The 21,747-nt window shown below is 66.3% G+C and carries 17 protein-coding genes and 2 pseudogenes; 5 read left to right on the forward strand and 14 right to left on the reverse strand.

Annotated elements, in window-relative coordinates; all coding sequences use genetic code 11:
• Positions 1 to 17: 17 nt before the first annotated feature.
• The 3 genes and pseudogenes from trpA to trpB all read right to left on the reverse strand — a co-directional run bounded on the left by trpA (position 18) and on the right by trpB (position 2,503).
• Positions 18 to 824 carry a tryptophan synthase subunit alpha gene (trpA, locus tag F7R02_RS11195; protein ID WP_005914293.1) on the reverse strand — a complete coding sequence of 269 codons (807 nt, stop codon included), beginning with the start codon at positions 822 to 824 and terminating at the stop codon, positions 18 to 20.
• 43 nt (positions 825 to 867) lie between these two features.
• Positions 868 to 1,241 (reverse strand): annotated as a pseudogene (locus F7R02_RS11200) (hypothetical protein).
• A 44-nt stretch (positions 1,242 to 1,285) separates the two neighbouring features.
• The gene (trpB, locus tag F7R02_RS11205) at positions 1,286 to 2,503 is read right to left on the reverse strand and encodes a tryptophan synthase subunit beta (protein ID WP_005914297.1); all 1,218 of its coding nucleotides are present in this window, start codon (positions 2,501 to 2,503) and stop codon (positions 1,286 to 1,288) included.
• Between the two features lie 105 nt (positions 2,504 to 2,608).
• Between trpB and F7R02_RS11210 the strand changes: the two genes are divergently transcribed.
• A complete protein-coding gene (locus F7R02_RS11210; RefSeq protein ID WP_078517891.1) occupies positions 2,609 to 3,535 on the forward strand; it encodes a LysR family transcriptional regulator in 927 nt (308 codons plus the stop codon).
• A gap of 179 nt (positions 3,536 to 3,714) precedes the next feature.
• On the opposite strand, the gene F7R02_RS11215 is transcribed toward F7R02_RS11210, so the two are convergent.
• The 8 genes from F7R02_RS11215 to prmB form a co-directional block, all read right to left on the reverse strand.
• A complete protein-coding gene (locus tag F7R02_RS11215) occupies positions 3,715 to 4,383 on the reverse strand; it encodes a phosphoribosylanthranilate isomerase (RefSeq protein ID WP_078590182.1) in 669 nt (222 codons plus the stop codon).
• Complete coding sequence (gene truA, locus F7R02_RS11220) at positions 4,380 to 5,153, reverse strand: tRNA pseudouridine(38-40) synthase TruA (RefSeq protein ID WP_078590183.1); 774 nt, start codon at positions 5,151 to 5,153, stop codon at positions 4,380 to 4,382. Before truA ends, F7R02_RS11215 begins: the two co-directional genes overlap by 4 nt.
• Positions 5,154 to 5,327: 174 nt before the next feature.
• The gene (locus F7R02_RS11225; RefSeq protein ID WP_033484505.1) at positions 5,328 to 5,735 is read right to left on the reverse strand and encodes a VOC family protein; all 408 of its coding nucleotides are present in this window, start codon (positions 5,733 to 5,735) and stop codon (positions 5,328 to 5,330) included.
• Positions 5,732 to 7,690 (reverse strand): motility hub landmark protein FimV, encoded by a 1,959-nt coding sequence (locus tag F7R02_RS11230; RefSeq protein ID WP_484606935.1) that lies wholly within the window; start codon positions 7,688 to 7,690, stop codon positions 5,732 to 5,734. The genes F7R02_RS11225 and F7R02_RS11230 overlap by 4 nt, the downstream gene beginning before the upstream one ends.
• A gap of 544 nt (positions 7,691 to 8,234) precedes the next feature.
• On the reverse strand, positions 8,235 to 9,260 hold the full coding sequence (locus F7R02_RS11235) for an aspartate-semialdehyde dehydrogenase (protein ID WP_033484507.1): 1,026 nt from the start codon (positions 9,258 to 9,260) through the stop codon (positions 8,235 to 8,237).
• An 83-nt stretch (positions 9,261 to 9,343) separates the two neighbouring features.
• The gene (locus F7R02_RS11240; RefSeq protein ID WP_078590185.1) at positions 9,344 to 10,417 is read right to left on the reverse strand and encodes a 2-hydroxyacid dehydrogenase; all 1,074 of its coding nucleotides are present in this window, start codon (positions 10,415 to 10,417) and stop codon (positions 9,344 to 9,346) included.
• Entirely contained in the window at positions 10,410 to 11,513 is a 1,104-nt protein-coding gene (gene aroC / locus F7R02_RS11245) for a chorismate synthase (RefSeq protein WP_005914304.1), read from the reverse strand. Before aroC ends, F7R02_RS11240 begins: the two co-directional genes overlap by 8 nt.
• Positions 11,514 to 11,523: 10 nt before the next feature.
• Positions 11,524 to 12,450 carry a 50S ribosomal protein L3 N(5)-glutamine methyltransferase gene (gene prmB, locus F7R02_RS11250; protein WP_078590186.1) on the reverse strand — a complete coding sequence of 309 codons (927 nt, stop codon included), beginning with the start codon at positions 12,448 to 12,450 and terminating at the stop codon, positions 11,524 to 11,526.
• Positions 12,451 to 12,530: 80 nt separating this feature from the next.
• On the opposite strand from prmB, the gene F7R02_RS11255 reads away from it, so the two are divergent.
• Positions 12,531 to 13,181, forward strand: coding sequence for an SCO family protein (locus F7R02_RS11255; RefSeq protein WP_078590187.1), 651 nt, complete (start codon positions 12,531 to 12,533; stop codon positions 13,179 to 13,181).
• Positions 13,178 to 14,020, forward strand: a complete 843-nt coding sequence (asd, locus tag F7R02_RS11260) for an archaetidylserine decarboxylase (RefSeq protein ID WP_078537258.1) — start codon at positions 13,178 to 13,180, stop codon at positions 14,018 to 14,020. The genes F7R02_RS11255 and asd overlap by 4 nt, the downstream gene beginning before the upstream one ends.
• A gap of 403 nt (positions 14,021 to 14,423) precedes the next feature.
• On the opposite strand, the gene F7R02_RS11265 is transcribed toward asd, so the two are convergent.
• Positions 14,424 to 16,007 carry a transglycosylase SLT domain-containing protein gene (locus F7R02_RS11265; protein ID WP_139371004.1) on the reverse strand — a complete coding sequence of 528 codons (1,584 nt, stop codon included), beginning with the start codon at positions 16,005 to 16,007 and terminating at the stop codon, positions 14,424 to 14,426.
• Between the two features lie 283 nt (positions 16,008 to 16,290).
• On the opposite strand from F7R02_RS11265, the gene F7R02_RS11275 reads away from it, so the two are divergent.
• Complete coding sequence (locus F7R02_RS11275; protein ID WP_268874984.1) at positions 16,291 to 17,805, forward strand: helicase HerA-like domain-containing protein; 1,515 nt, start codon at positions 16,291 to 16,293, stop codon at positions 17,803 to 17,805.
• A gap of 53 nt (positions 17,806 to 17,858) precedes the next feature.
• On the opposite strand, the gene F7R02_RS11280 is transcribed toward F7R02_RS11275, so the two are convergent.
• Positions 17,859 to 18,479 carry an NUDIX domain-containing protein gene (locus F7R02_RS11280; RefSeq protein ID WP_078590188.1) on the reverse strand — a complete coding sequence of 207 codons (621 nt, stop codon included), beginning with the start codon at positions 18,477 to 18,479 and terminating at the stop codon, positions 17,859 to 17,861.
• A gap of 355 nt (positions 18,480 to 18,834) precedes the next feature.
• Between F7R02_RS11280 and F7R02_RS11285 the strand changes: the two genes are divergently transcribed.
• Positions 18,835 to 20,109, forward strand: coding sequence for a DUF4013 domain-containing protein (locus F7R02_RS11285; protein WP_167521018.1), 1,275 nt, complete (start codon positions 18,835 to 18,837; stop codon positions 20,107 to 20,109).
• A 137-nt stretch (positions 20,110 to 20,246) separates the two neighbouring features.
• On the opposite strand, the pseudogene F7R02_RS11295 reads toward F7R02_RS11285, so the two are convergent.
• A pseudogene (locus F7R02_RS11295) lies at positions 20,247 to 21,713 on the reverse strand (rhomboid family intramembrane serine protease).
• Positions 21,714 to 21,747 lie beyond the last annotated feature (34 nt).

Raw genomic sequence — 21,747 nt, forward strand, 5'->3', positions numbered from 1 at the left:
GGAGAGACGCTCGGTTCTCATCCCTGGTCGAGCGCCTGGCGCAACGGGGCCAGGAACGCTTCGGCGCGTTCACGGGCGCTACGCACGTCGCTCACTTCCGCCAAAGCAGCGACCAGGGCACTGCCCACCACCACGCCGTCGGCATCCACGGCCATGGCAGCGGCGCTGGCCGCATCCTTGATGCCGAAGCCGGCCACCACGGGCGCGCCGGCACGCCGACGCAGCTGGCGCAGGCGGTCGCTGGCGGCGTGGGTGTCGAGCAGATTGGAGGCGCCGGTGACGCCGGCAAAGCTGACGTAGTACAGATAGCCCTGCGCGGTGCTGCACAACATATCCAGGCGCTGCTCGCTGGTGGTGGGCGAGGCCAGTGCGATCAGCGCCAAGCCGACCTCGGTGAAGATGGTGCGCGTCTCGCCGGCTTCTTCCGGCGGCAGGTCGACCAGCAGCACGCCATCCACGCCCGCGGCGACCGCGGCCTCGGCGAAGCGTCGCGTGCCATGGATCTCGATCGGGTTGAGGTAGCCCATCAACACCACCGGGGTGGTGGCATCTTCGCGGCGGAACTCGTGCACCGCTTCCAGCACATACGCCAGGCCAGCGCCACGAGCCAGCGCGCGCTCGGAGCTGCGCTGGATGGTGGGGCCGTCGGCCATCGGGTCGGAGAACGGCACACCCAGCTCGATCACATCGGCACCGGCGCGCACCAGCGCGTGCATCACCGGCACGGTGGCTTCCAACGATGGGTCGCCGGCGGTGATGAAAGGGATCAGTGCCTTGCGCCCATTGGCACGCAGCTCGGCGAAGCAGGAATCGATACGACGCATGAAATCACTCGAACAAGGGAGGAAAGCCGGCCGCCATCTGACCTCAGGCGGCAAAGAAATACCGCATCAGCGCAAAGCACAGCGCAAACAGGTAGCCGTAGGAAAATCGATCGATGCGGAACACCGGGTCGCCACGGCGCGCACGCCACGCACCAAGCGCGGCCATCAGGCCACCAGCGACGCGATCACTAGCGCTGCCAGTCGCGCGCCAAAGGTCGCAGTGAGGTGCTGCGGCAGCAGCCAGAGACTGACACCGCCAAGTAACGCACCCAGGATGGCGTAGCCGACTGCCGCCAGCCCTGTCGAGGTCCTGCGCTCGAACGACTCGGCGACAGAGTGCAGGCCAAGTTCGATCAGCAGCTCGGCCAAGGCCTGCAACAGCACCTCGGCCACCAACTGGAGCATTCCTTCGATCATCGCCGCATCCCTGCATCCGGGTAGAGAAGTCGCCGCCGCCACTCCTAAAGAGCGATCCCCTCGCGCGCCGCGATGGTGTGCACATCCTTATCGCCACGCCCCGACAGATTGCATAGCACCAAGGCATCCCTGGGCAGCTCGCGCGCAAGCTTGATCGACTGCGCCACCGCATGGCTGGACTCGAGCGCGGCAAGAATGCCTTCGGTATGCGCCAGCAGATGGAAGGCGGCCATCGCCTCGTCGTCGGTGATGCCCTGATACACCGCGCGACCGCTGTCCGAGAGAAACGAATGCTCCGGGCCTACACCGGGGTAATCCAGGCCAGCGGAAATCGAATGGGTCTCGGTGATCTGGCCGTCGTCGTCGCAGATCACATAGGTGCGATTGCCGTGCAGCACGCCCGGGCGCCCGGCGGCGATGGAGGCGGCGTGGCGGCCGGTGGCGATGCCATCGCCGGCCGCTTCGGCGCCATAGATCTTGACGCCCGGATCATTGAGGAAGGCATGGAACAAACCGATCGCGTTGCTGCCGCCGCCCACGCAGGCACTGATCGCATCCGGCAGCCGGCCATAGTCCTGCAACATCTGTTCGCGCGCCTCGCGGCCGACAATGGCGTTGAAGTCGCGCACCATGCGCGGGTATGGGTCCGGGCCAGCCACGGTGCCGATGATGTAGAAGGTGTCGCGCACGTTGGTCACCCAGTCGCGCATGGCTTCGTTGAGCGCGTCCTTGAGCGTGGCCGAGCCGGAGGTCACCGGGATCACCGTGGCGCCGAGCAACTTCATGCGGTAGACGTTGATCTTCTGCCGCTCGATGTCGGTGGCGCCCATGTAGACCACGCATTCCAAGCCCAGGCGTGCCGCCACGGTGGCACTGGCGACGCCGTGCTGGCCGGCGCCGGTCTCGGCGATGATGCGGGTCTTGCCCATGCGGCTGGCCAGCAGGGCCTGGCCGATGGTGTTGTTGATCTTGTGCGCGCCGGTATGGTTGAGGTCTTCGCGCTTGAGCAGGATCTGCGCCCCACCCACTTCACGGCTGAGCCGTTCGGCGTGGTAGATCGGGCTGGGCCGGCCGACGTAATGCTTGAGGTCCTTGTCGTATTCGGCGATGAAACTCGGATCTTGCCGCGCCTGATCGTAGGCGGCGGACAGTTCCTGCAGCGGGCCGATCAAGGTTTCGGCGACGAAACGGCCACCGAACTTGCCGAAGTGGCCGGCAGCATCCGGATAGGCGTAAAAGTCACTGATGGGCTGGGCCGACATGGAAATCCTCTGCAGCAATGCGTCATACGAGAGGCATCACTCTAGCGCAGTCGCAGCATGGGATAAATCGATAAGATTGCTGCAACCTGTGACCTGGAATCACATATGAATGCTTCGCTTCCCCCGTTGGCGGCGCTGCGCGCGTTCGAAGCTGCCGCGCGCTTGCAGAGCGTCAGCCGTGCTGCCCAGGAACTGAACGTCACCCATGGCGCCGTTAGCCGGCATGTGCGTTCGCTGGAACAGGCATTGGGCACCGCGCTGTTTGCGCGCCAGGGCCGCGGCCTGATGCTGACCGCTGCAGGGGTTCGGCTTCGCGATGCCACCGGCGAAGGCTTTGGCGTGATTGGTCAGGCCTGGGCGGCATTACAACGTCCGGCCGCCGGAGCGCCGCTGGTGCTGGGATGTTCGGGCAGCTTGTTGGCGCGCTGGGTGATTCCGCGCCTGGGACTGCTGCAGCAAGAGCTGCCGGACGTGCGCCTGCATCTGTCGGCCAGCGAACAGCCGCCTGGACCGGACCTGGACGGTCTGGATGCCGCCCTGCTGCTGGACACCCCACCCTGGCCGGGCGAATGGCAGGTGCACGCGCTGGGCGTGGAGTGGATTGGGCCGGTGCTGAGTCCGCAGCTGGCATCGACCTTGCAAATCGAGGGGAGCGACCCGGCCGTGCTCGGCGATCACGCGCTGCTGCACACCCGCTCGCGCCCGCAGGCCTGGCCGGAATGGGCACAGGCGCACGGGCTGGCACCTGAGGCGCTGCGCTTCGGTACCGAATTCGAGCACCTGGTGTATCTGCTGGAAGCCGCTGCCGCTGGCCTGGGGATCGCGATTGCGCCGCAGCCGTTGGTCGCCGCGGACCTGGCAGCCGGGCGCCTGCTGGCGCCGTGGGGATTCGCCGCCACGCATGGCCGCTGGGTATTGTGCGCCGCCAAGCGCAACCCCGATCCACGCATCGAACGGTTGGCCGGCTGGCTGGATAGAACGCTGGCGACAGACCAGCACACCTCTTCGACCATGAATGTGGCGAAGAACTAAGCCACCATCGCGCGCGATCGCCACATGACCACATCACCAATAGCAGGGGCATTGCGAACACACGCAGGGAGGAAGCGACTGCCCAGTGGACCCAGACGCAGCGGCGCTGCGCGCAACAAGCAGCGCTCAGACGCCTTGGCGTAGCCGCTGCTGCGAATCCCGAATCCCCACTCCCACCTTCACGACATCTCGTGACAATCCGCCCGCCGTACTTCCTCGACGAACTTGCGCATCTTGTGGCCGTCCTTGATGCCAGGCGCCAACTCCACGCCACTGGAAACATCCACGCCCCAGGGCAACGTGGCCACGATGGCGTCGAACACGTTGTCGGCGTTGATGCCACCGGCCAACAGGAACGGACGATGCAAGCCGGTGGGCAAGCGCGACCAGTCGAAGGTCTTGCCGGTGCCGCCGCCAGCGCCGGGCGCATGGCTGTCGAACAGAAAACCCGCAGTATTGGGATAGGACAGTTGCAGCGTGCGCGCGTTGGCGTCTTCGCCATTCACGCCGCTGCTGCCCATCGGCACCGCCTTGAGATACGGCAGGTTGAAGCTACGGCAGAACGCGTCGTCTTCCTCGCCATGGAACTGCAACAGGGTCGGGCGCACGGTGCGCACCACTTCGCGCACTTCTTCTTTCGAATTGTTGCGAAACAATGCCACCACATCGACCATCGGCGCGGTAGCCTGGCGCATCGCGCGCGCCTCGGCCGGCGCCACGCGCCGCAGGCTGCCATGCGCAAAGATGAAACCTACCGCGTCCACACCCAGTTCGCCGGCCAGCCGGATATCGCCGGCGCGGGTCATGCCACAAAACTTGATACGGGTGCGGTACAGCGATCGATTCATTGGGTCACCTCAGCAGGCAGATGCCACTCTGCAGGATACAGAGGTCCGATAAATACCAGACCTTGTGGCGGCGCTGTCGGGCCGGCCACAGTGCGGTCGCGTCCGGCGAGCAACGTCGCGATCCAGTCGGCCGGCTGTTCGCCGGTACCGACCAAAATCAGCGAACCCACAATATTCCGCACCATGTGATGAAGGAATGCATTGGCCTGGACCTGCACCTCCACCACCTCGCCAGTGCGCTGCACGTGGATGGCCTGCAGATTGCGGCGCGCATGCAAGGCCTGGCACTGCACGCTGCGGAATGCGCTGAAGTCGTTCTCGCCGAGCAAGGCCTGCGCTGCCGCATGCATGGCATCGGCATCGAGCGGGCGACGTTCCCAGCTCAGGGTCTGCCGATACAGGGCCGGGCGAATCTGCCGATTGAGCAGGCGATAGCGGTAACGACGCGCGCGCGCGGAAAAGCGCGCGTGGAAGTCATCGGCGGCCGGTACGCACCAGCGCACGGCGATCGACGGCGGCAGGCGCGCAGTGGTGCCCAGCATCCAGCCACGCGGCTCGCGGCGCGCATCGCTGTCGAAATGCACCACCTGGCATTCGCCGTGCACGCCGGCATCGGTGCGGCCTGCGCACACCACCTGCACCGGCGCATCGGCGACCGACGACAAAGCTGCCTGCAGGCTGGCCTGCACGCTCGGCCCGCCATGCTCGCCCAACTGCTGCCAGCCCTGGAACTCGCTGCCGTCGTATTCCACGCCCAGCGCGTAACGCATCGGTACCTGCCCTATGAGTGAATCGATGAAATCTGTGTCCGGTCATGCTGCCGCCATCGCCGGCGATTGCCAGCACAGCCCCGCCGCTGCAAAGAAGGTGAATTGTACGAGCCGCATTGCCTGGTGTGTGCCGAGCCGCTGCGACGCGCGCGCGGCCGGCACGCAAGCGCGTGGTCAGTCGCCGGACGCGACGCTGCGCTCGGACCACACGGCCAACGTGGTGCCGCCGGGCTCGCGGAAATGAAACCGGCTGCCGCCCGGAAAGCCGAAGACCGGCTTGACGATCACCCCGCCTGCGCCACGCACGCGCTCGATCACCGGGGCCAACGCGTCGGCATACAGCACAACCAATGGTCCACCCTCGTCCGGCGCTGGCGCGGCTGCACGGTAGAAGCCGCCGTCCAGGCGGCCATCGTTGAAGGCCAGATAGTCCGGGCCGTAGGCCTGGAATTGCCAACCGAACACCGCTTCGAAGAACGCACGGCTGGCGTCCGGATCGATGGAGGCGAACTCCACATAGTCGATCCGGCGCTCGCGTGCGTCACTGTCCTGCGCCGGGAGGCGATCGATCGCCGGGCTCATGCCAGGCGTTCCAGCAGTTCGGCGGCTTCAGCGCGGGTGGCGTCGTCGCCGGTGGCGGCAACTTCCAGCAGCAGGCCGCGCGCGGTGTCCTTGTCGCCCAGGTCCAGGTAGGCCGCTGCCAGTTCCAGGCGATCGCGCCCGGCCGAGGCGACGTCCCGGCTGCTGGCCGACGGGCTGGGCGCGGCACCCGGTGTCGCAGGCGAACGCTCGAAATCCAGGCTGTCTTGCGTGGCCACCGCGACAGGGGACACCGCAGACGGGACATCGCGGATCGTAGGCGCGACGTCTGCGTGGCTCGTCTCCACGGCCTCGGACGCCAGGTGCGGCGGAGCCTGCGCCTCGTCGACGGGCGTGGTGTGCGGCGCCGGCGTTGCCGCCACCGGCGGCGTGGCACGCAGCGCACGCCAATCGTCGCTATTGACCGCCGTGGGCGCAGCAGCCGGTTCGGACGGCAGCGGCTCGCGACGCAGCACGTCCGATAACGGTTGGTGCGCGTCCTGGGCGCGCTCTTCGTCGCGCAGATCGGCCTGCTCGAATTCGGTCTCGTGCACCACATCGCACTCGCTGGGCTCGGCGGTTTGCGTCGCCTCTTGCGGTTCGGCGGCCTGCACCGGCGCGCCAGGCAGGACGAAGTCGAACTGCCGACGCGGCAACGGCGGCAGCGGTGAGGGCTTGCGACGACGCGCGGCCAGCCACGCCACCACGGCAGCGACGATCAACACCAGCCCGCCGATCAACCACAGCGGAAAACCGCCCCCCTGTTGCGCGGCCGCAGGGGTTTCCGACAGGCGCTTCTGTGCAGCCGCCAGATCGCTGTCCTTCATGGCGATCAGCGCTTGCTGTTGCTGCTTGAGCTTTTCCAGATCCGCCACGCGGCTCCGCAGGTCCTGCAACTCCGCATCGCGGGTGGCGATGTCTTCCTTGGCCTGCTGCAACTGTTGATTGGCCGCCATCTCGCCCTCGCCTTCGGCACCGGTGCCGGACGTAACGCCGGCCTTGTTGGTCTGACTCGCCACTGCAGGGGCGATTTCGAGCCGCGCGCCGTTGCCGGCCGCTGCGGCAGGCGTGGCGGGCGGCGGCGTTGCGGCGGCGGCAGTGCCGGCTTCGGCAGGCTGCGGCACCGCCGATCGCGCCTGCCGCCACTGGGCGGCCTGCTCACGCACCATGACCGCCGCTTCGGCTGCACCGACCTGGGCAAGCGCATCTTCCTGCGGCGTGCGCAGCACCGCGCCCTGCTTCAGGCGGTTGATGTTGCCGTTGATGAAGGCGTCCGGGTTGGTGCGCAGCAACGCCAGCATGGTCTGGTCCAGCGATTGCCCGCTGGAACGCGCCACCCCCGCGGCGATCTCCGACAAGGTCTGGCCCGCGCGCACGGCCGGCAACGCATCGCCGGCCTGCGTGGCAGCCGCAGCAGATGCACTGGCAGTTGCACGCGCGGCGGGTTCGGTCCTGGCGTTGTCTTGCGCGGCGCGGTCGGCGACCGGCGCCGGCTCGCGTGCAATCGCATTGCTGGAACCGGCACGCGGCGCTTCGATGGCCGGCTCGGCAATCGCGGCCGCGGTGTTGGGCGCATCGACCAAGGCGGAATATTCGCGCACCAGCCGGCCCTGGCCCCACTCCACTTCGATCAGGAAGTTGATCGCCGGCTGGTCCACCGCCTGGCTGCTGGTCACGCGGATCACCGCACGCCCGCGCGCGTCCTGCGCGAACTGGAACTGCAGATTGCTGACCAGCCCTTGCGGGCGCTCCAGGCCGACCCGCGCGAAGGTAGTGGCCGATGCCAGTGCCACACGCGCGCTGTCGAGTTCGCCCGGCTCGTTGGAGATGACCGGAATCTCGGCCACCAGCGGTTGCCCGGGCCTGGACAGCACCCGGATATCGCCCAGTCCCAACGCCATTGCAGCGCCGCTGCAGGCCATCAGCAGCAACGCACCTATGCCTTGTATCGGACGCATCGCGCCCCCGCCCCTATGTTTCATGGGCATCAATATAGCCGCTGGATGAGCGAAAAAGTCGGTGCCGTGACGCAGAGCGCTGCGACGGCGACACTGCCGCAGTGCGGCATGCATGCGTGGCCAATGCAAACCGGCACGCGCTGATGGGCGATGACACTGCGCGAGGCATCAAGCGTGCAACGGCTTGTCGGCAGCTTGCGTGGTGCGAGGCGACACGCGCACGTGCGTATGTCTGCAGGCGCGCGATGGGCAGCGCGCCTGCAGGTTGAACTTTGGTTGAGAATCGAGCCGACCTTCCACGCGCCGACCTGCACCCTGGTCGACCTGCACCCTGCCGGAGCGCTTGCGCGCGGTGAGCCTCTTTGGAAAGCATCGTCGCGCGCCGGAACGCTCCAGCACGTGCACGGCGGTCCAGAACGCCAACAACACGTCTCGACCGGTCGTCATGCGGGTGCGGACCGCGCGCTCGGCACCGCTGTGGCCGGGTGATGCCTGCACCGGCCACGCCCGCACAGCGGCTGCGCGGTCGCTTTTATCGCGACCCTCAGCCTTCCTGTGCGACCAGTTCGGCCAACTGCACGGCGTTGAGCGCGGCGCCCTTGCGGATGTTGTCGGAGACGATCCACAGGTTCAGGCCACGCGGGTGCGAAAAGTCTTCGCGGATGCGACCGACGAACACCGCGTCCTTGCCCGAGGCGTGCGTGACCGGCGTCGGGTAGCCGCCGGGGGCGCGCTCGTCCACCACTTCCACGCCCGGCGATGCTGCCAGCAGCGCGCGCGCCGCTTCCACGGTGATCTTGTCGCGGGTTTCGATCGCCACGGCTTCGGAGTGGCCATAAAACACCGGCACGCGCACCGCGGTGGGGTTCACCTGGATGCTGTCGTCGCCGAGGATCTTGCGGGTTTCCCAGACCAGCTTCATCTCTTCCTTGGTGTAGCCGTTGTCCTGGAAGTCGTCGATGTGCGGAATCAGGTTGAAGGCGATCTGCACCGGGAACCGCTGCGGGTCGATGTCCTGGAAGCTCAGCAGCTCGCTGGTCTGCTTGCCCAGTTCTTCCATCGCCGAGCGCCCGCCGCCGGAGACCGACTGGTAGGTCGCCACATTGATGCGCTCGATGCCATAGGTGCGGTGGATCGGGCCCAGTGCCACCAGCATCTGCATGGTCGAGCAATTGGGATTGGCGACGATGCCGCGCGGGCGCTGCTTGAGCGCTTCAGGGTTGACCTCGGAGACCACCAGCGGCACGTCGTCGTCGTAGCGGAACGCCGACGAGTTATCGATCACCACCGCGCCGGCAGCGGCGAACTTGGGGCCGTATTCCTTGGACACGCTGCCGCCTGCGGAGAACAGCGCGATGTCCACGCCGGTCGGATCGAAGTCGGCCAGGTCCTGCACATCGACCTTGCCGCCATTGAACTCGACCTGCCCGCCCGCCGAGCGCGACGACGCCAGCGCGTACAGGGTGGCGACCGGGAAGTTGCGCTCGGCCAGGATGCTCAGCATGGTCTCGCCGACAGCGCCGGTGGCGCCCACGACCGCGACGTTGAAACGACGGTTTTCGTTGCTCATGAGTTTGTCTTTATCGAAAGGAGAAATGAGGAAGCACTGCGCGCTGGGTTCGGGGAACCTCCAACGCTGGCCGCGGAGGTTCCCTATCGTTTGGTCGAAATGCCGCCGGTGACGCCGGTTTTTTTCGCGTCCACGCCGGTGCCGCCACGTTTGGCAGCGGCAACTGCATCGGTATTGAGCGCGCTCGGCGGATTGCCGGCATGCGGGCCCTTGCCCAGCGCAGCGACCAGGTTGTCGACCGCCAGTTGCACCATGGCGCGGCGCGTGGCCAGGCTGGCGCTGCCGATATGCGGGGTGAGCACCACGTTATTGAGCGCCAGCAGCTCCGGCCGCACGCGCGGCTCGCCCTCGTAGACATCCAGGCCGGCGCCAGCCAAACGCCCGTTGGCCAGCGCATCGGCCAGCGCCAGCTCATCGACGATGCCGCCGCGCGCGATGTTCACCAGTGTGGCGGTGGCGCGCATCTTGCCCAGCGCCGCCGCGTCGACGATGTGGTGCGAGTCCTTGGTGTATGGCAACACCAGCACCAGATGATCGGACTGCGCCAGTAGGGTGTCGAAATCCACGTACCGTGCGCCCAGCGCCTGTTCGGTAGCGGCCGGCAACTGGCTGCGGTTGTGATACAGCACGCGCATGCCGAAGCCGTGCGCGCCGCGCCGTGCGATGCCCTGCCCGATCCGGCCCATGCCCAGGATGCCGAGCGTGCTGCCATGGATATCGGCACCGAGCATGGTCTTGAACGACCATTGCCCCCATTGCCCGTCGCGCAGCCAGCGCTCGGATTCGGTGATGCGGCGCGCGGTGGCCATCAGCAACGCAAAGCCGAGATCGGCCGTGGTTTCGGTGAGCACGTCGGGCGTGTTGCTGGCCAGGATGCCGGCCGCGCTCAGCGCATCCAGATCCAGATTGTTGTAACCCACGCCGACATTGGCGATGGCGCGCAGCTGCGGCGCCGCTGCGATTTCGGTTGCGCCGATGCGCTCGTTGAGGGTGACCAGGGCGCCGTCCAGCGGTGCCAGCTGCGCGGCCAGTTCGGCCGGCGAATACGCGCTGACGCGCTGCGTGGTGGTCAGCTCGAAATGCTCGCCCAGCTGCGCGACGACATCGTCGAACAACGGCTGGCTGACCCACACCCTGGCGCGACGGCCGTCAGACATCGACCTGACCGGGAATGCGCGGCGACACCTCACCTACATCGCCGCACTGCGCACGGTGGCGCAGCGCCTGGTCCATCAGCACCAGCGCCATCATCGCCTCGGCGATCGGGGTGGCGCGGATGCCCACGCACGGGTCGTGCCGGCCGGTGGTGATCACATCGACCACGCTGCCATCGGCATCCACCGTGGCGCCGGGCAGGCGCAGGCTGGAGGTGGGCTTGAGCACCATCGAGGCGGTGACCGCCTGGCCAGTGGAGATCCCGCCCAGGATGCCGCCGGCATGGTTACTGAGAAAGCCTTCCGGGGTGATCAGGTCGCGGTGTTCGGTGCCCTTCTGCGCGGCGCTGGCGAAGCCGTCGCCGATCTCCACGCCCTTGACCGCATTGATGCTCATCAACGCAGCGGCAAGTTCGGCATCGAGCTTGCCGTAGATCGGCTCGCCCCAGCCTGCGGGCACGCCGCCGGCCACCACGTCCACGCGCGCACCGACCGAATCGCCGGATTTACGCAGCGCGTCCATATAGGTTTCCAGCTCCGGCACCTGCGCGGCATGCGGCCAGAAAAACGGGTTGTCTTCCACCGCATCCCAGTCGAAACCAGCGGGACGGATCTCGCCCAGCTGCGACAGGAACCCACGCACCAGCACGCCATACCGTTGCTTGAGCCACTTCTTGGCGATCACGCCCGCGGCGACGCGCATGGTGGTTTCGCGCGCCGACGAGCGCCCGCCGCCGCGCGGATCGCGAATGCCGTACTTCTGCCAGTAGGTGTAATCCGCATGGCCCGGACGGAACTGCTGGGCGATGTTGCTGTAATCCTTGCTGCGCTGATCGGTATTGCGGATCAGCAAGCCGATCGGCGTGCCGGTGGTACGGCCTTCGTACACGCCGGACAGGATCTCGATCTCATCGGCCTCGCGGCGCGCCGAGGTGTGCCGGCTCTTGCCGCTGGCACGGCGCTGCAGATCGTGGGTGAACTCTTCCGGCGCAATCTCCAGGCCGGGAGGGCAGCCGTCGACGACGCAGCCGATCGCCGGCCCGTGCGATTCGCCAAAGGTGGTGACAGTGAACAGCTTGCCGAACGAATTGGCACTCATGCGCGCAGGCTCATCGCTGCGCGGCCAGCTCGGCGATGCGGGCGCCGTGGGCGATCAATTCGCGGCATTCCACCGCGAAGATGCCCATCTGCCCGACCTTGAACTCGACCCAGGCCAGATCCACTTCCGGCAACAGCCTGACCAGGTGCTGCTCGGATTCGCCCACTTCGCAGATCAGCAAGCCGTCTTCGCTCAGGTGCTGCGGCGCATCGCGCAGGATTTTCAGCACCAGGTCCAGGCCATCGTCGCCGGCACGCAGGCCGAGTTCGGGCTCGTAGGAATACTCCTGCGGCAGCGCGTCGGTTTCCTCGTTGGTCACGTAGGGCGGGTTGGTGACGATCAGGTCGTACTGGCGACCGCCCAGACCGCTGAACAGGTCCGACTTGAGCAAGGTGACGTTGTCGGCATGCAGGCGCGCCTTGTTTTCGGCCGCCAGCGCCAGCGCATCGTCGCTGATGTCCACGCCATCCACATCCCACTGCGGGTTGTAGTGGCCCATCGCAATGGCGATACAGCCCGAACCGGTGCACAGGTCCAGCGCTCGGGTCACTTCGCGGCCGCCCAGCCAGGGCTCGAAGCCGGTTTCGATCAGTTCGGCGATCGGCGAACGCGGCACCAGCGCACGCGCATCGCTCTTGAAACTCAGGCCGGCAAACCAGGCCTCGCCGGTCAGGTACGCCGCCGGCACGCGCTCGCTGATGCGGCGCTCGAACAGGCCGAGCACCTGCTCTTTTTCCGAGCGCAGCAAGCGCGCCTGGCCATAGGCCGGGCCCAGATCGTGCGGCAGATGCAGGCTGTGCAGGACCAGTTGGGTGGCTTCGTCCAACGCATTGTCGTAGCTGTGGCCGAAGGTCAGACCGGCTGCATTGAAACGGCTGGTGCCGTAGCGGATCAGGTCGATGATGGTGTGCAGTTCGTCGGCCGCGGCGGCAGTCATGGCAACAACTAAAGAGGAATCGGCCCCCGATTATAGAGGTCGGATCGGTATCATGAGCGTCCGTTGCACTGGAAACCGCCATGTTCAATCGCAATACCGGCATCGTGCTGCTGGTGGCCCTGGCCGCTGGCCTGGGGATGTTGCTGGGCCAGAAGTTCCTTGGCGGCGCGCCCAGTTCGCCATGGCCACCCACCAGGACCATCACCTTTTATCCGCAGCCGCGCCCGCTGCCGCAATTCAGCCTGCGCCAGTCCGACGGCACCCAACTGGTGCCCGGCGAGCTCAAGGGACATTGGACGCTGGTGTTTCTGGGCTTCACGTTCTGCCCCGATGTCTGCCCCACCACCTTGACCGATCTGGCGGTGGCGCAACAGCAATGGGAAGCTCTTCCCGATGGCTTGCGCCCGCGCGTGCTGTTCGTGTCGGTGGACCCGCAGCGCGATCCGCCTGCGCGCCTGGGCGAGTACGCGCATGCCTTCCACAAGGACACCCTGGCCGCCACTGCCGACGTGCCGGCGCTGGAGCGCTTCGCCACCGCGCTGGGCTTCGTGTTCCAAAAGGTCCCTGGCAAGGGCTATGCGCAAAATCCCAACGACTACAGCATGGACCACTCGGCCGGCATCGCCGTGCTCGATCCGCAGGGCCGCCTGGCCGGCCTGATCCGCCCCCCGCTCGACCCGAAGGCGATTGCCGCCGACCTCCAACAGCTGACCAAGGTAACCGCTCCGTGAGTCTTGTCACTTCCCTGACCTACGTGCTGCCGCACCGGCTGCTGTCGTCGCTGGCACGCGCGCTGGCCTATTCGCAGACACCGTCCACCAAGCAGTGGTTGATCGACACGGTGACGCGCAAGTTCGGTGTCGATCTGAGTGAAGCGCAGGAGCCGGATCCGCGCGCCTACCCCACCTTCAACGCGTTTTTTACCCGCGCCTTGAAGCCCGGCGCGCGCGTGCCGGATGCCGACCCTTCGGCAGTGCTGATGCCGGCCGACGGCCGCATCAGCCAGCTCGGCCCGGTCGAGAACGGCCGCATTTTCCAGGCCAAGGGGCAGTCGTTCACTGCTGCAGAATTGCTCGGCGACGAAGCCGCGGCAGCGCCATTCAACGACGGCGTGTTCGCCACCGTGTATCTGTCGCCCAAGGACTACCACCGCGTGCATATGCCGTGGACCGGCACCCTGCGCGAAACCGTGCATGTGCCCGGCCGGCTGTTCAGTGTGGGCCCGGATGCAGTGCGCAAGGTGCCGCGCCTGTTCGCGCGCAACGAGCGGCTGGTGTGTCACTTCGACACCGAGTTCGGCCCGATGGCTTCGGTGATGGTTGGCGCGTTATTGGTCTCGGGCGTGGAGACGGTCTGGAGCGGCGTGGAGATTCCGCGCTATGGCGACCGCATCACGCGCAAGGACTATCGCGGCAAGGGCGTCGTGCTGGAGAAGTTCGCGGAGATGGCGCGCTTCAACTACGGCTCGACCGTGATCGTGTTGCTGCCGCCGGGTGTGGCCACGCTCGATGGCGGACTTGCGGCCGAAACATCGGTTCGTCTTGGCCAGGCACTCGCCCGTCGTCAGTGAATTGCAACGACGCGTCGTAGGAGCGGACCTGGCGCGGCCAGGCATTCCCGACGATACGCCGCCCTACGCGCACGCCATCTTGCTCAGCTTCAGATGAAGAACATCCGGCAGAAAACGGGCTATTTGCACGGCTTCGTCGCGGCCGGGTCCGCTCCTACCGCAACCGGGCTTGTCGTGCGCTCGCCACCATCGTAGGAGCGGACCTGGCCGCGACGAAGCATTCCCGACAACGCGTCGCGCACCCGCGCGCCGTTTGCCAAACCTTCGATTGAAAACACGCCGCCCGTGCCGGGCTAGCAAAAACGGCGTCCGCGCGGCTGGCCTGCCCCACGCCAGAGTTCAGGCCGATGCGCACCGCCGTCTAGAGGGTGCGGCGATCAGCACGGCACCGCCAGCGCACGGTTCAGCGATCGCAACCCGCCAGTTTGATGCTCTGACCCGGCTTGAGCGCATATGACGGCGCCTTCAAGTTGTTGGCCTTGGCCAGCTCCTTGATCTCGCATTGGTATTTCTGCGCAACGCGACCGAGCGTGTCGCCCCGGGCGATGGTGTAGCTGCGCACCTGCTTGGCCTTGGGCTTGGCAACTGCCGGCTGACCGGTGGCGACGGTGGTCGGGACGCCAGCCATCTGGCTGACATCGCCTACCGCCACGCTTGGCACGTACTCGGGTGCGCTGCTGCTGCGCACGATCGCGCTGTTGAGATCGGCAGTGATCAGGGTGCGCGCCAGATCCGCACGCGGGCCATTGACGCAGTAACGGGTGTAGAGGTTGGCGATGCGGTTGGTGGCATTGATGACCGTGCCGGCCGGAATCCAGCCATCGGATTCGTAACGCGGGTTGAGATTGCGCAGCGCACGCATGTAGCCGTCGCGTGTGCCCATGCTGCCCAGGCAGATGGTGAGTTCGTAGATGGTGGTCGACTTGGCCAGCTTGAGCGTGGCCGGCTGCGCATCGAGCTTGGGGAAGTCCACCCCATACTGGCGCGGGTGCAGGAAGATCCACGCCGCCGCGATCACCATCGGCACGTAGTCCTTGGTTTCGGCCGGGAACTGGTTGTAGACGTCCTGATCCCAGAAGCCGCGCCCGCCGCTCTGCGAAAACACGCGCGCGGCACGGCCTTCGCCACCGTTGTAGGCGGCCAGCGCCAGTTCGATGCTGCGGTTAAGCCCGGCCATGCGCTCGTTGAGGTAGGCGGCGCTGGCTTCGGCGGCGCTGCGTGCATCGAAGCGCGTATCGAAGCCGGTGCCGTCCGGGCCCAGCCCGAAGCGACGTCCGGTGGCGGGCATGAACTGCATCAACCCGGCTGCACCAGCGCGCGAGCTTGCGTGCACCTTGCCGTTGGATTCCTTGGCCATGATGCCGAACAGCAACGCTTCGGGAAGGCCGCGCTTCTGCCATTCCGGCCACATCACGCCGCGCAGGTTGCTGTAGTTCTCGTAGCTGGTCAGCAGCGCCGGGCGCATATCGGTGAGCCAACGCCGGATACCGGCCTGCACGGCCGGGTTGTACTGCACCATCTTGTCGAAGTCGTGGCGCTGGTCGTTGAGCAGCGTGGCGGCACGCGCGGCCTCGGGCACGCCGTTCGACGCCGGGCCGAGATGGTCCGGGTCGGCTTGCAGCAGGGTGTCGTCGTCTTCCGGATCTTCGGCGGCCGGCGCCTCGGCATCGGCGCGCGCCTTGAGCAGTCGCTTGTAGGTGGCCAACTGATTGGACACCAGGCAACCGCGCTGCTTGATGCAGGCGTCGATGATGTCTTCCATGTCCTCCAGCGCGGCATCGCCTTCGGCAGTGCCCTTGGGGTCGGAGTTGTTCACCAGCACCAGCGCATCGCGATAGCGCTTTTCGGCGGCGGCCATGCGCGCATCGAGCGCGGCGGCCTTCTCCGTGTCGCGTTTGGAGATGGCGTGGGCGGCGGGGACGACAGACATCAGCGCCGCCACGGCCAGGACAGGCCATGGGCGCAAACCAAAATGAGCGAGCGGCATCGTAGGCAGTACAGCGGAAAGGCAGGCAGGGTAGCTGCCGGGGCAACATCGGGGCAAGGCAGCGGAGCCGCCGGGGTCAGTGGGCCGTTAGCTTGGTGGGCGCGATCGATGCAGGCGACACCTGCAAACCGGCTCATCGCCGCGATGATTTGAGTGAGCCTGCGGCGCAGCGTGGCGTGTGCGTGGTCGCCCGTTCGACCCAGCCTGCCTGCCAGAATCCGCTGAGTTGACGGATGGCGTTGCCCGCCGGGATTGCCCGCTAGAATCGGCCCTTTCCCACCGGATCAGCGCAATGGCCTCGTTCCTGCTCGGCAAAGGCGTCACCGACGACATCCCGGTTGTGCTGGAAGCCCGCTTCGGCAATCGCCACGGGCTGGTGGCCGGCGCCACCGGCACCGGCAAGACCGTGACCCTGATGACCCTGGCCGAAGGCTTCTCGCGGCTGGGCGTTCCGGTGTTCCTGGCCGATGTAAAAGGCGATGTCGCCGGCCTGGCCGTGGCCGGCGACGGGGCACCCGGCGTGCTGCAGCGCGCCAACGATACGGGCATGACCGACTACGCCCCAGCGGCTAACCCGGTGGTGTTCTGGGACCTGTATGGCCAGCTCGGGCATCCGGTACGTACCACCGTCAGCGAGATGGGCCCCACCCTGCTCGCCAGGATTCTGGAGCTCAACGACACCCAGTCCGGCGTACTCGACATCGTGTTCAAGCTGGCCGACGACCGCGGCTTGCTGTTGCTGGACCTGGACGACCTGCGTGCACTGCTCGCGCTGGTGGTCCAAGAGCGCAAGGAGCTCTCCACCAGTTACGGACTGGTGTCCAGCCAATCGGTGGCCGCCATCCAGCGCGCCTTGCTGCGCTTGTCGCAGGACGGCGGCGAACAGTTCTTCGGTGAACCCGCGCTGGAGCTGGCCGAACTGATGCGCGTCGCACCGGATGGCCGTGGCGTGATCGGCATCCTGGCTGCCAACCAATTGGTGCTCAAGCCGAAGCTGTATTCCACCTTCCTGCTGTGGCTGCTGTCGGAACTGTTCGAACGCTTGCCCGAAGTGGGCGACCTGGAACAACCCACACTGGTGTTCGTCTTCGACGAGGCGCACCTGCTGTTCGACGATGCGCCGGCGGCGCTGGTGCAGCGCATCGAACAGGTGGTGCGCCTGATCCGTTCCAAGGGCGTGGGCGTGTATTTCTGCTCGCAGTTTCCCGATGACATTCCCGACAATATCCTCGGCCAGCTCGGCAATCGCGTGCAGCACGCGCTGCGCGCCTACACGCCGCGCGACCAGAAGGCGGTGAAGACCGCCGCGCAGACCTTCGTCGGCAATCCCAAGCTCGATGTCGCCACCGCCATCTCCAGCCTGGGTACCGGCGAGGCGCTGGTATCGCCGCTGCAGGGCAAGGGCGTACCGGCGCCGGTGCAGCAGACATTGATCGCCCCGCCGCGTTGCCGTATGGGCGCCATCAGCGAGACCGAACGCACGCAGGTGCGCGCCACCAGCCCGGTCGGCACCCGCTACGACACCGCGATCAATCGCCAATCGGCTGCCGAACTGCTGGCGCGCCGTGTCGAACAGGTGGCCGAACACAACGCAGCACCACCTGCCCGCACTCGCGCAGACGACGACGCGCACGACAGCGGCTTCGGTCAGGCGGTCAAGGACGCGGTCTTCGGCACCAGCCGCCGCCAGGGCATGCTCGAAGCGATGGCCAAGCAGACCTCGCGCACGGTAGGCAACAAGATCGGGCAGCAGATCGTGCGCGGCATCTTCGGTAGCATTTTTGGTGGGAAGCGTTGATCGGCTTGATCATCGCCGCCGACACGTCTCGATGACACCGTCGCCCTGAAGGGCTACCGCGCGTTGGCGTGGACGGACTCCAACACACCATGCAACTTTGCGTACTGCAACAGCATGATGGTCTTGGCATCGGCGATCTCACCTGAGCCGATCATCGCCAATGCTGCATCCAGGGACAGCTCCAGCACTTCGATCTCTTCGCCGTCTTCTTCGAGTCCACCGCCATCACCAACCTTGTCGGCGTCGAAGTATTCGCCGACGAAGAAGTACAGGCGTTCGGTGACCGAGCCAGGGCTCATGAAGGCCTCGAACACCTTGCGCACGTTGTCGATCCGGTAGCCGGTTTCCTCTTCGGTTTCCTTGCGGATGCAGGTCAGCGCATCGTCCTGGTCGAGCAGGCCTGCGCAAGCTTCGATCAACATGCCATTCGGGTTGCCATTGAGCAGCGTCGGCAGGCGGAACTGGCGGGTGAGCATCACCGTCTGCCTGGCGCGGCTATACAGCAAAATGGTGGCGCCATTGCCACGGTCGTAGGCCTCGCGCGACAAGGACTGCCAGCGGCCGTCCTTGCGCTGGAAATCGAACGTCACCTTGCGTAGCACATACCAATTGTCCGAGAGCACATCGATGCTGCGAATGCGGACCTGCGGGTTGCCGGTGGCAGAGGGAATCAAGCGACACTCCTTGTGATGCGAGCGATGGCAGTGCCACGGTTGCGGCGCGCGGTCGCTCGTAGGACCGCGAGAGTGCGGCGGGCCACCATTTTACCTGTCGCTCCGCTGGAACCTCAGACAGTCACGCACGCAACGCATCGACGGTCTGCCGATGCCCTTACGGTGCTGTCGGACACAGCATGCTCCGATGCAATGCCGGCACTGATGCAGGGCCTGGCCAGCAATATCCAGACCATGCCCGCGACATGCCGCCAGTCGCTGGCGATCCTGGTTCGTCGGCTTGCCCCCCCGCCCCAATTGCGTGGCGGCGCACGTCACCGCACAATCCGATCACACCACACGCCTGGGGAGCGTCATGGAAGACCGTTTTCGCGCACGCACGGTGGCCGCGCAGGCTGCGCCGGCACCGTTCTGGACGCGCATTCCCGCCATTGCCACCTACCCGCTGCGTGGCTCGGCGCTGTATGCGCTGATCGCATTGACGCTGTGCGGCGCATTGCTGGTGCTGCCGGGCATCCTGAAACTGGTGATTGCCGGGGTGCTGGGCATGGCGACCTACACCTATGCCTTCGACATTCTGCGCCACACCGCCGATGGCGAGCCCGACGCGCCGCGCCTGGGCTATAACAGTTTCGACAGCGCGGTACTGCGCCTGATCCTGCTGGCCATCGCGCTGGGCATCGTGATCGGCGCGGGGGCCGTGATCGCCGGCCCGTTCGGGCTGACCATCGCCTATCTGGGCACCATGTTGCTGCTGCCGGGCATGCTGATCTCGCTGGCCATCGACGGCAGCCTGCGCCGGGCGCTCAATCCCGCCGTCTCGATCGACATGGCGCTGCGGATCGGCTGGCCATATCTGGCCGCCTACGGCCTGCTCTACGTGATCCAGGGCAGCGGTACGGCAGCGGTCTTTTTCGCTATCACGTACCTACCGCCGCTCGTGCGCGAAGCCACGGTCATGGCGACCTCGATCTGGACGCTATTCGCCAGCTTTCACCTGCTGGGGTATCTGGTGTACCAATACCACGAGGAGCTGGGCTACGTGCCCAGCAGCGAAGAAGCGCACGAACGCCGCGACCCGGATCAGCGCCTGCTCGACGAAGCGGAACAGTATGTGCGCGACGGCCATTCCGACGAAGCCTTTCAGGCCTTGCGTGGCGCGGTGCGCTCGCGCGCGGTGAGCCTGGCGGTGCACGAGTTGTATCAGCGCCTGCTGCGCCAACACCATCGCAACGACGAGCTACGCGAACACACCCGCCAATACATCAATCGCCTGTTGCAGGAAAAGCAGGAACGGCGTGCGCTCGCGCTGCAGCGCAAAGCGCTGGACATCGACGCCACGTTTACGCCGCTGACGCCCGAGCAGGCCAACCTGCTGGCCGAGCGCGCAAAGATGGCCGGGCAGTTCCAACTGGTCACCGATGGCCTGCTGGCCGCCATCGCTGCATGGCCGCGCGACCCGATGCTGCCTGCCTGGTCACTGGACGCCGGCGTGCTGCTGGCCGAGCGCTTCGGTCGCGACGATCAAGCGCGCGCCGTATTGCAGGACGCCATGGATCGCTGCGACGACGAAGCACTGCGCGCGAAGCTGGATGCAGCACTGAAAGCGGTGACGATTCAGCCGGCGTGATCGGCTGAAGACCCCTTCTGCAGGATCCAGGCGGACAGATCGCATCAAGCGCAGAACCATGCATGCCAGCCAACTCGACTGGCCTTTGCCCGCCCAGCGTCGCGCGAGTCAGAGAGCACGCCTCGAGCAGAAGCCGCTCACCCGTTCTCAAGCAAAAAGCGCGCCTTGTTCGCCTGTCCCTGCTCGGGAAACTGATCCAGCACCTGTCGCAACAAGCGCGTACGTTGCGCAACGTCTTGCAGTTCACCGTGACGCAAGGCAAGCACGAACCACTGTTGGGCCAATTCGTCGCGGGGCGTACTCAGTTCGCTTTCTTTCAATAGACGCTCGGCATCGGCCAACAGGCCGTTACGCATGCACGCAGCGATCAGCGCCCTGCGCGCCGTCAGACTGCAGGCAGTCTTGGCCTTGCTGAGTTCGGCGGCGACTGCCAGCTGGATGCGTGTCTGTTCGGCGCTATGGGTCTACAGGGCCAGCAGCGTCTCGGCATGGCGCAGGCTGTCCTGGCTGCGACCTGCATGACGCGCCGCGCGATAGCGCGCAAGCGCAACCTCTAGATTATGCGGCTGCTCGCGCGTCAACTCCGCCAGCAAATGTTCGGCCTCGGCGTTTTCCATCCGGCCCAGATGGCGCTGCGCACGCTCCCAGCGATCGTCCACCGCAACCGTGTCGCCCTCCTCCATAAACGCCGGCCGGGTTTGCCGCAATACCACCAGCAAGGCGCCCAGCAACGCACCGCTCAGCAGTCCCCCCGCATGCGCTTCGAAGGCGACTGCACCGTCGTCGCTGGATGCCAGGCTGTACAACTCCCAGCCCAGCCACAGCGGCAATAGCAGGATCGCTGGGCCACGCGCGTAATTGAAGACCACGAAAAACCAATAGAAAAAGCGCACCCTGCGCCTGCCCCATACCATGCAGAACGCGCCCATCAAGGCGGCGATGGCGCCGGACGCCCCCAAGCCGCCGCCAGGCTCGCCCCAACGCCACCACAAGCTGGCCAGGCTGGCGCCGAATCCGCCGAGCAGATACAGCGCCAGGAACCAGCCGCTGCCGATTGCGCCTTCCAGCAAGGTACCCAGGGCAAGCAGAAACAGCATGTTGCCCAGCAAATGATCGAAGCTGCCGTGCAGGAACGTGGCGGTCAGCATGCGCGCTGGCGACCATTCGGAACTGCGCTGCACATGGCGCAGCGTAAATATCCTGGACAGCCGCGTGTCGTAAGGCGCACGCAATGCGCGCCATTCGCGCAGACGCGCGTCGTCGTTGAACAGTGTGCCGCTGCGCAGTGCGTGTTCGAAGGCGACATCGTGCATCGTCAGGTGCGCCAGATACGCGATGCGTTGCGGTTCAGGCACGGTGCCCAGCTTTGCCTGGCGCGCCGCGCGCAGCTTGGCGTCGGCGGTCTGCTGCAGGTAACGGGTATGTGCATCGGCCTCCAGCGCGCCCAAGCCGGAGTGCACGTAATAGTGCACGGCGCTCTCGACCAGGCTGTCGTCCTTGCGCTGGTAGCCCATGTAGACCGCCACGTTGATCAGCACCAGCAGCAGCGTCACCCAGGTGATGTTCTGGCGCGACCAGGGTTTGTGCAGCGGCATGATCAGCATGACAACGTCCGTGTCCGAGAATGGCGCAAAGCTT

Origin of the sequence: Xanthomonas cissicola, from assembly GCF_008801575.1 — a bacterium.
In the GTDB taxonomy this organism is placed as follows: domain Bacteria; phylum Pseudomonadota; class Gammaproteobacteria; order Xanthomonadales; family Xanthomonadaceae; genus Xanthomonas; species Xanthomonas cissicola.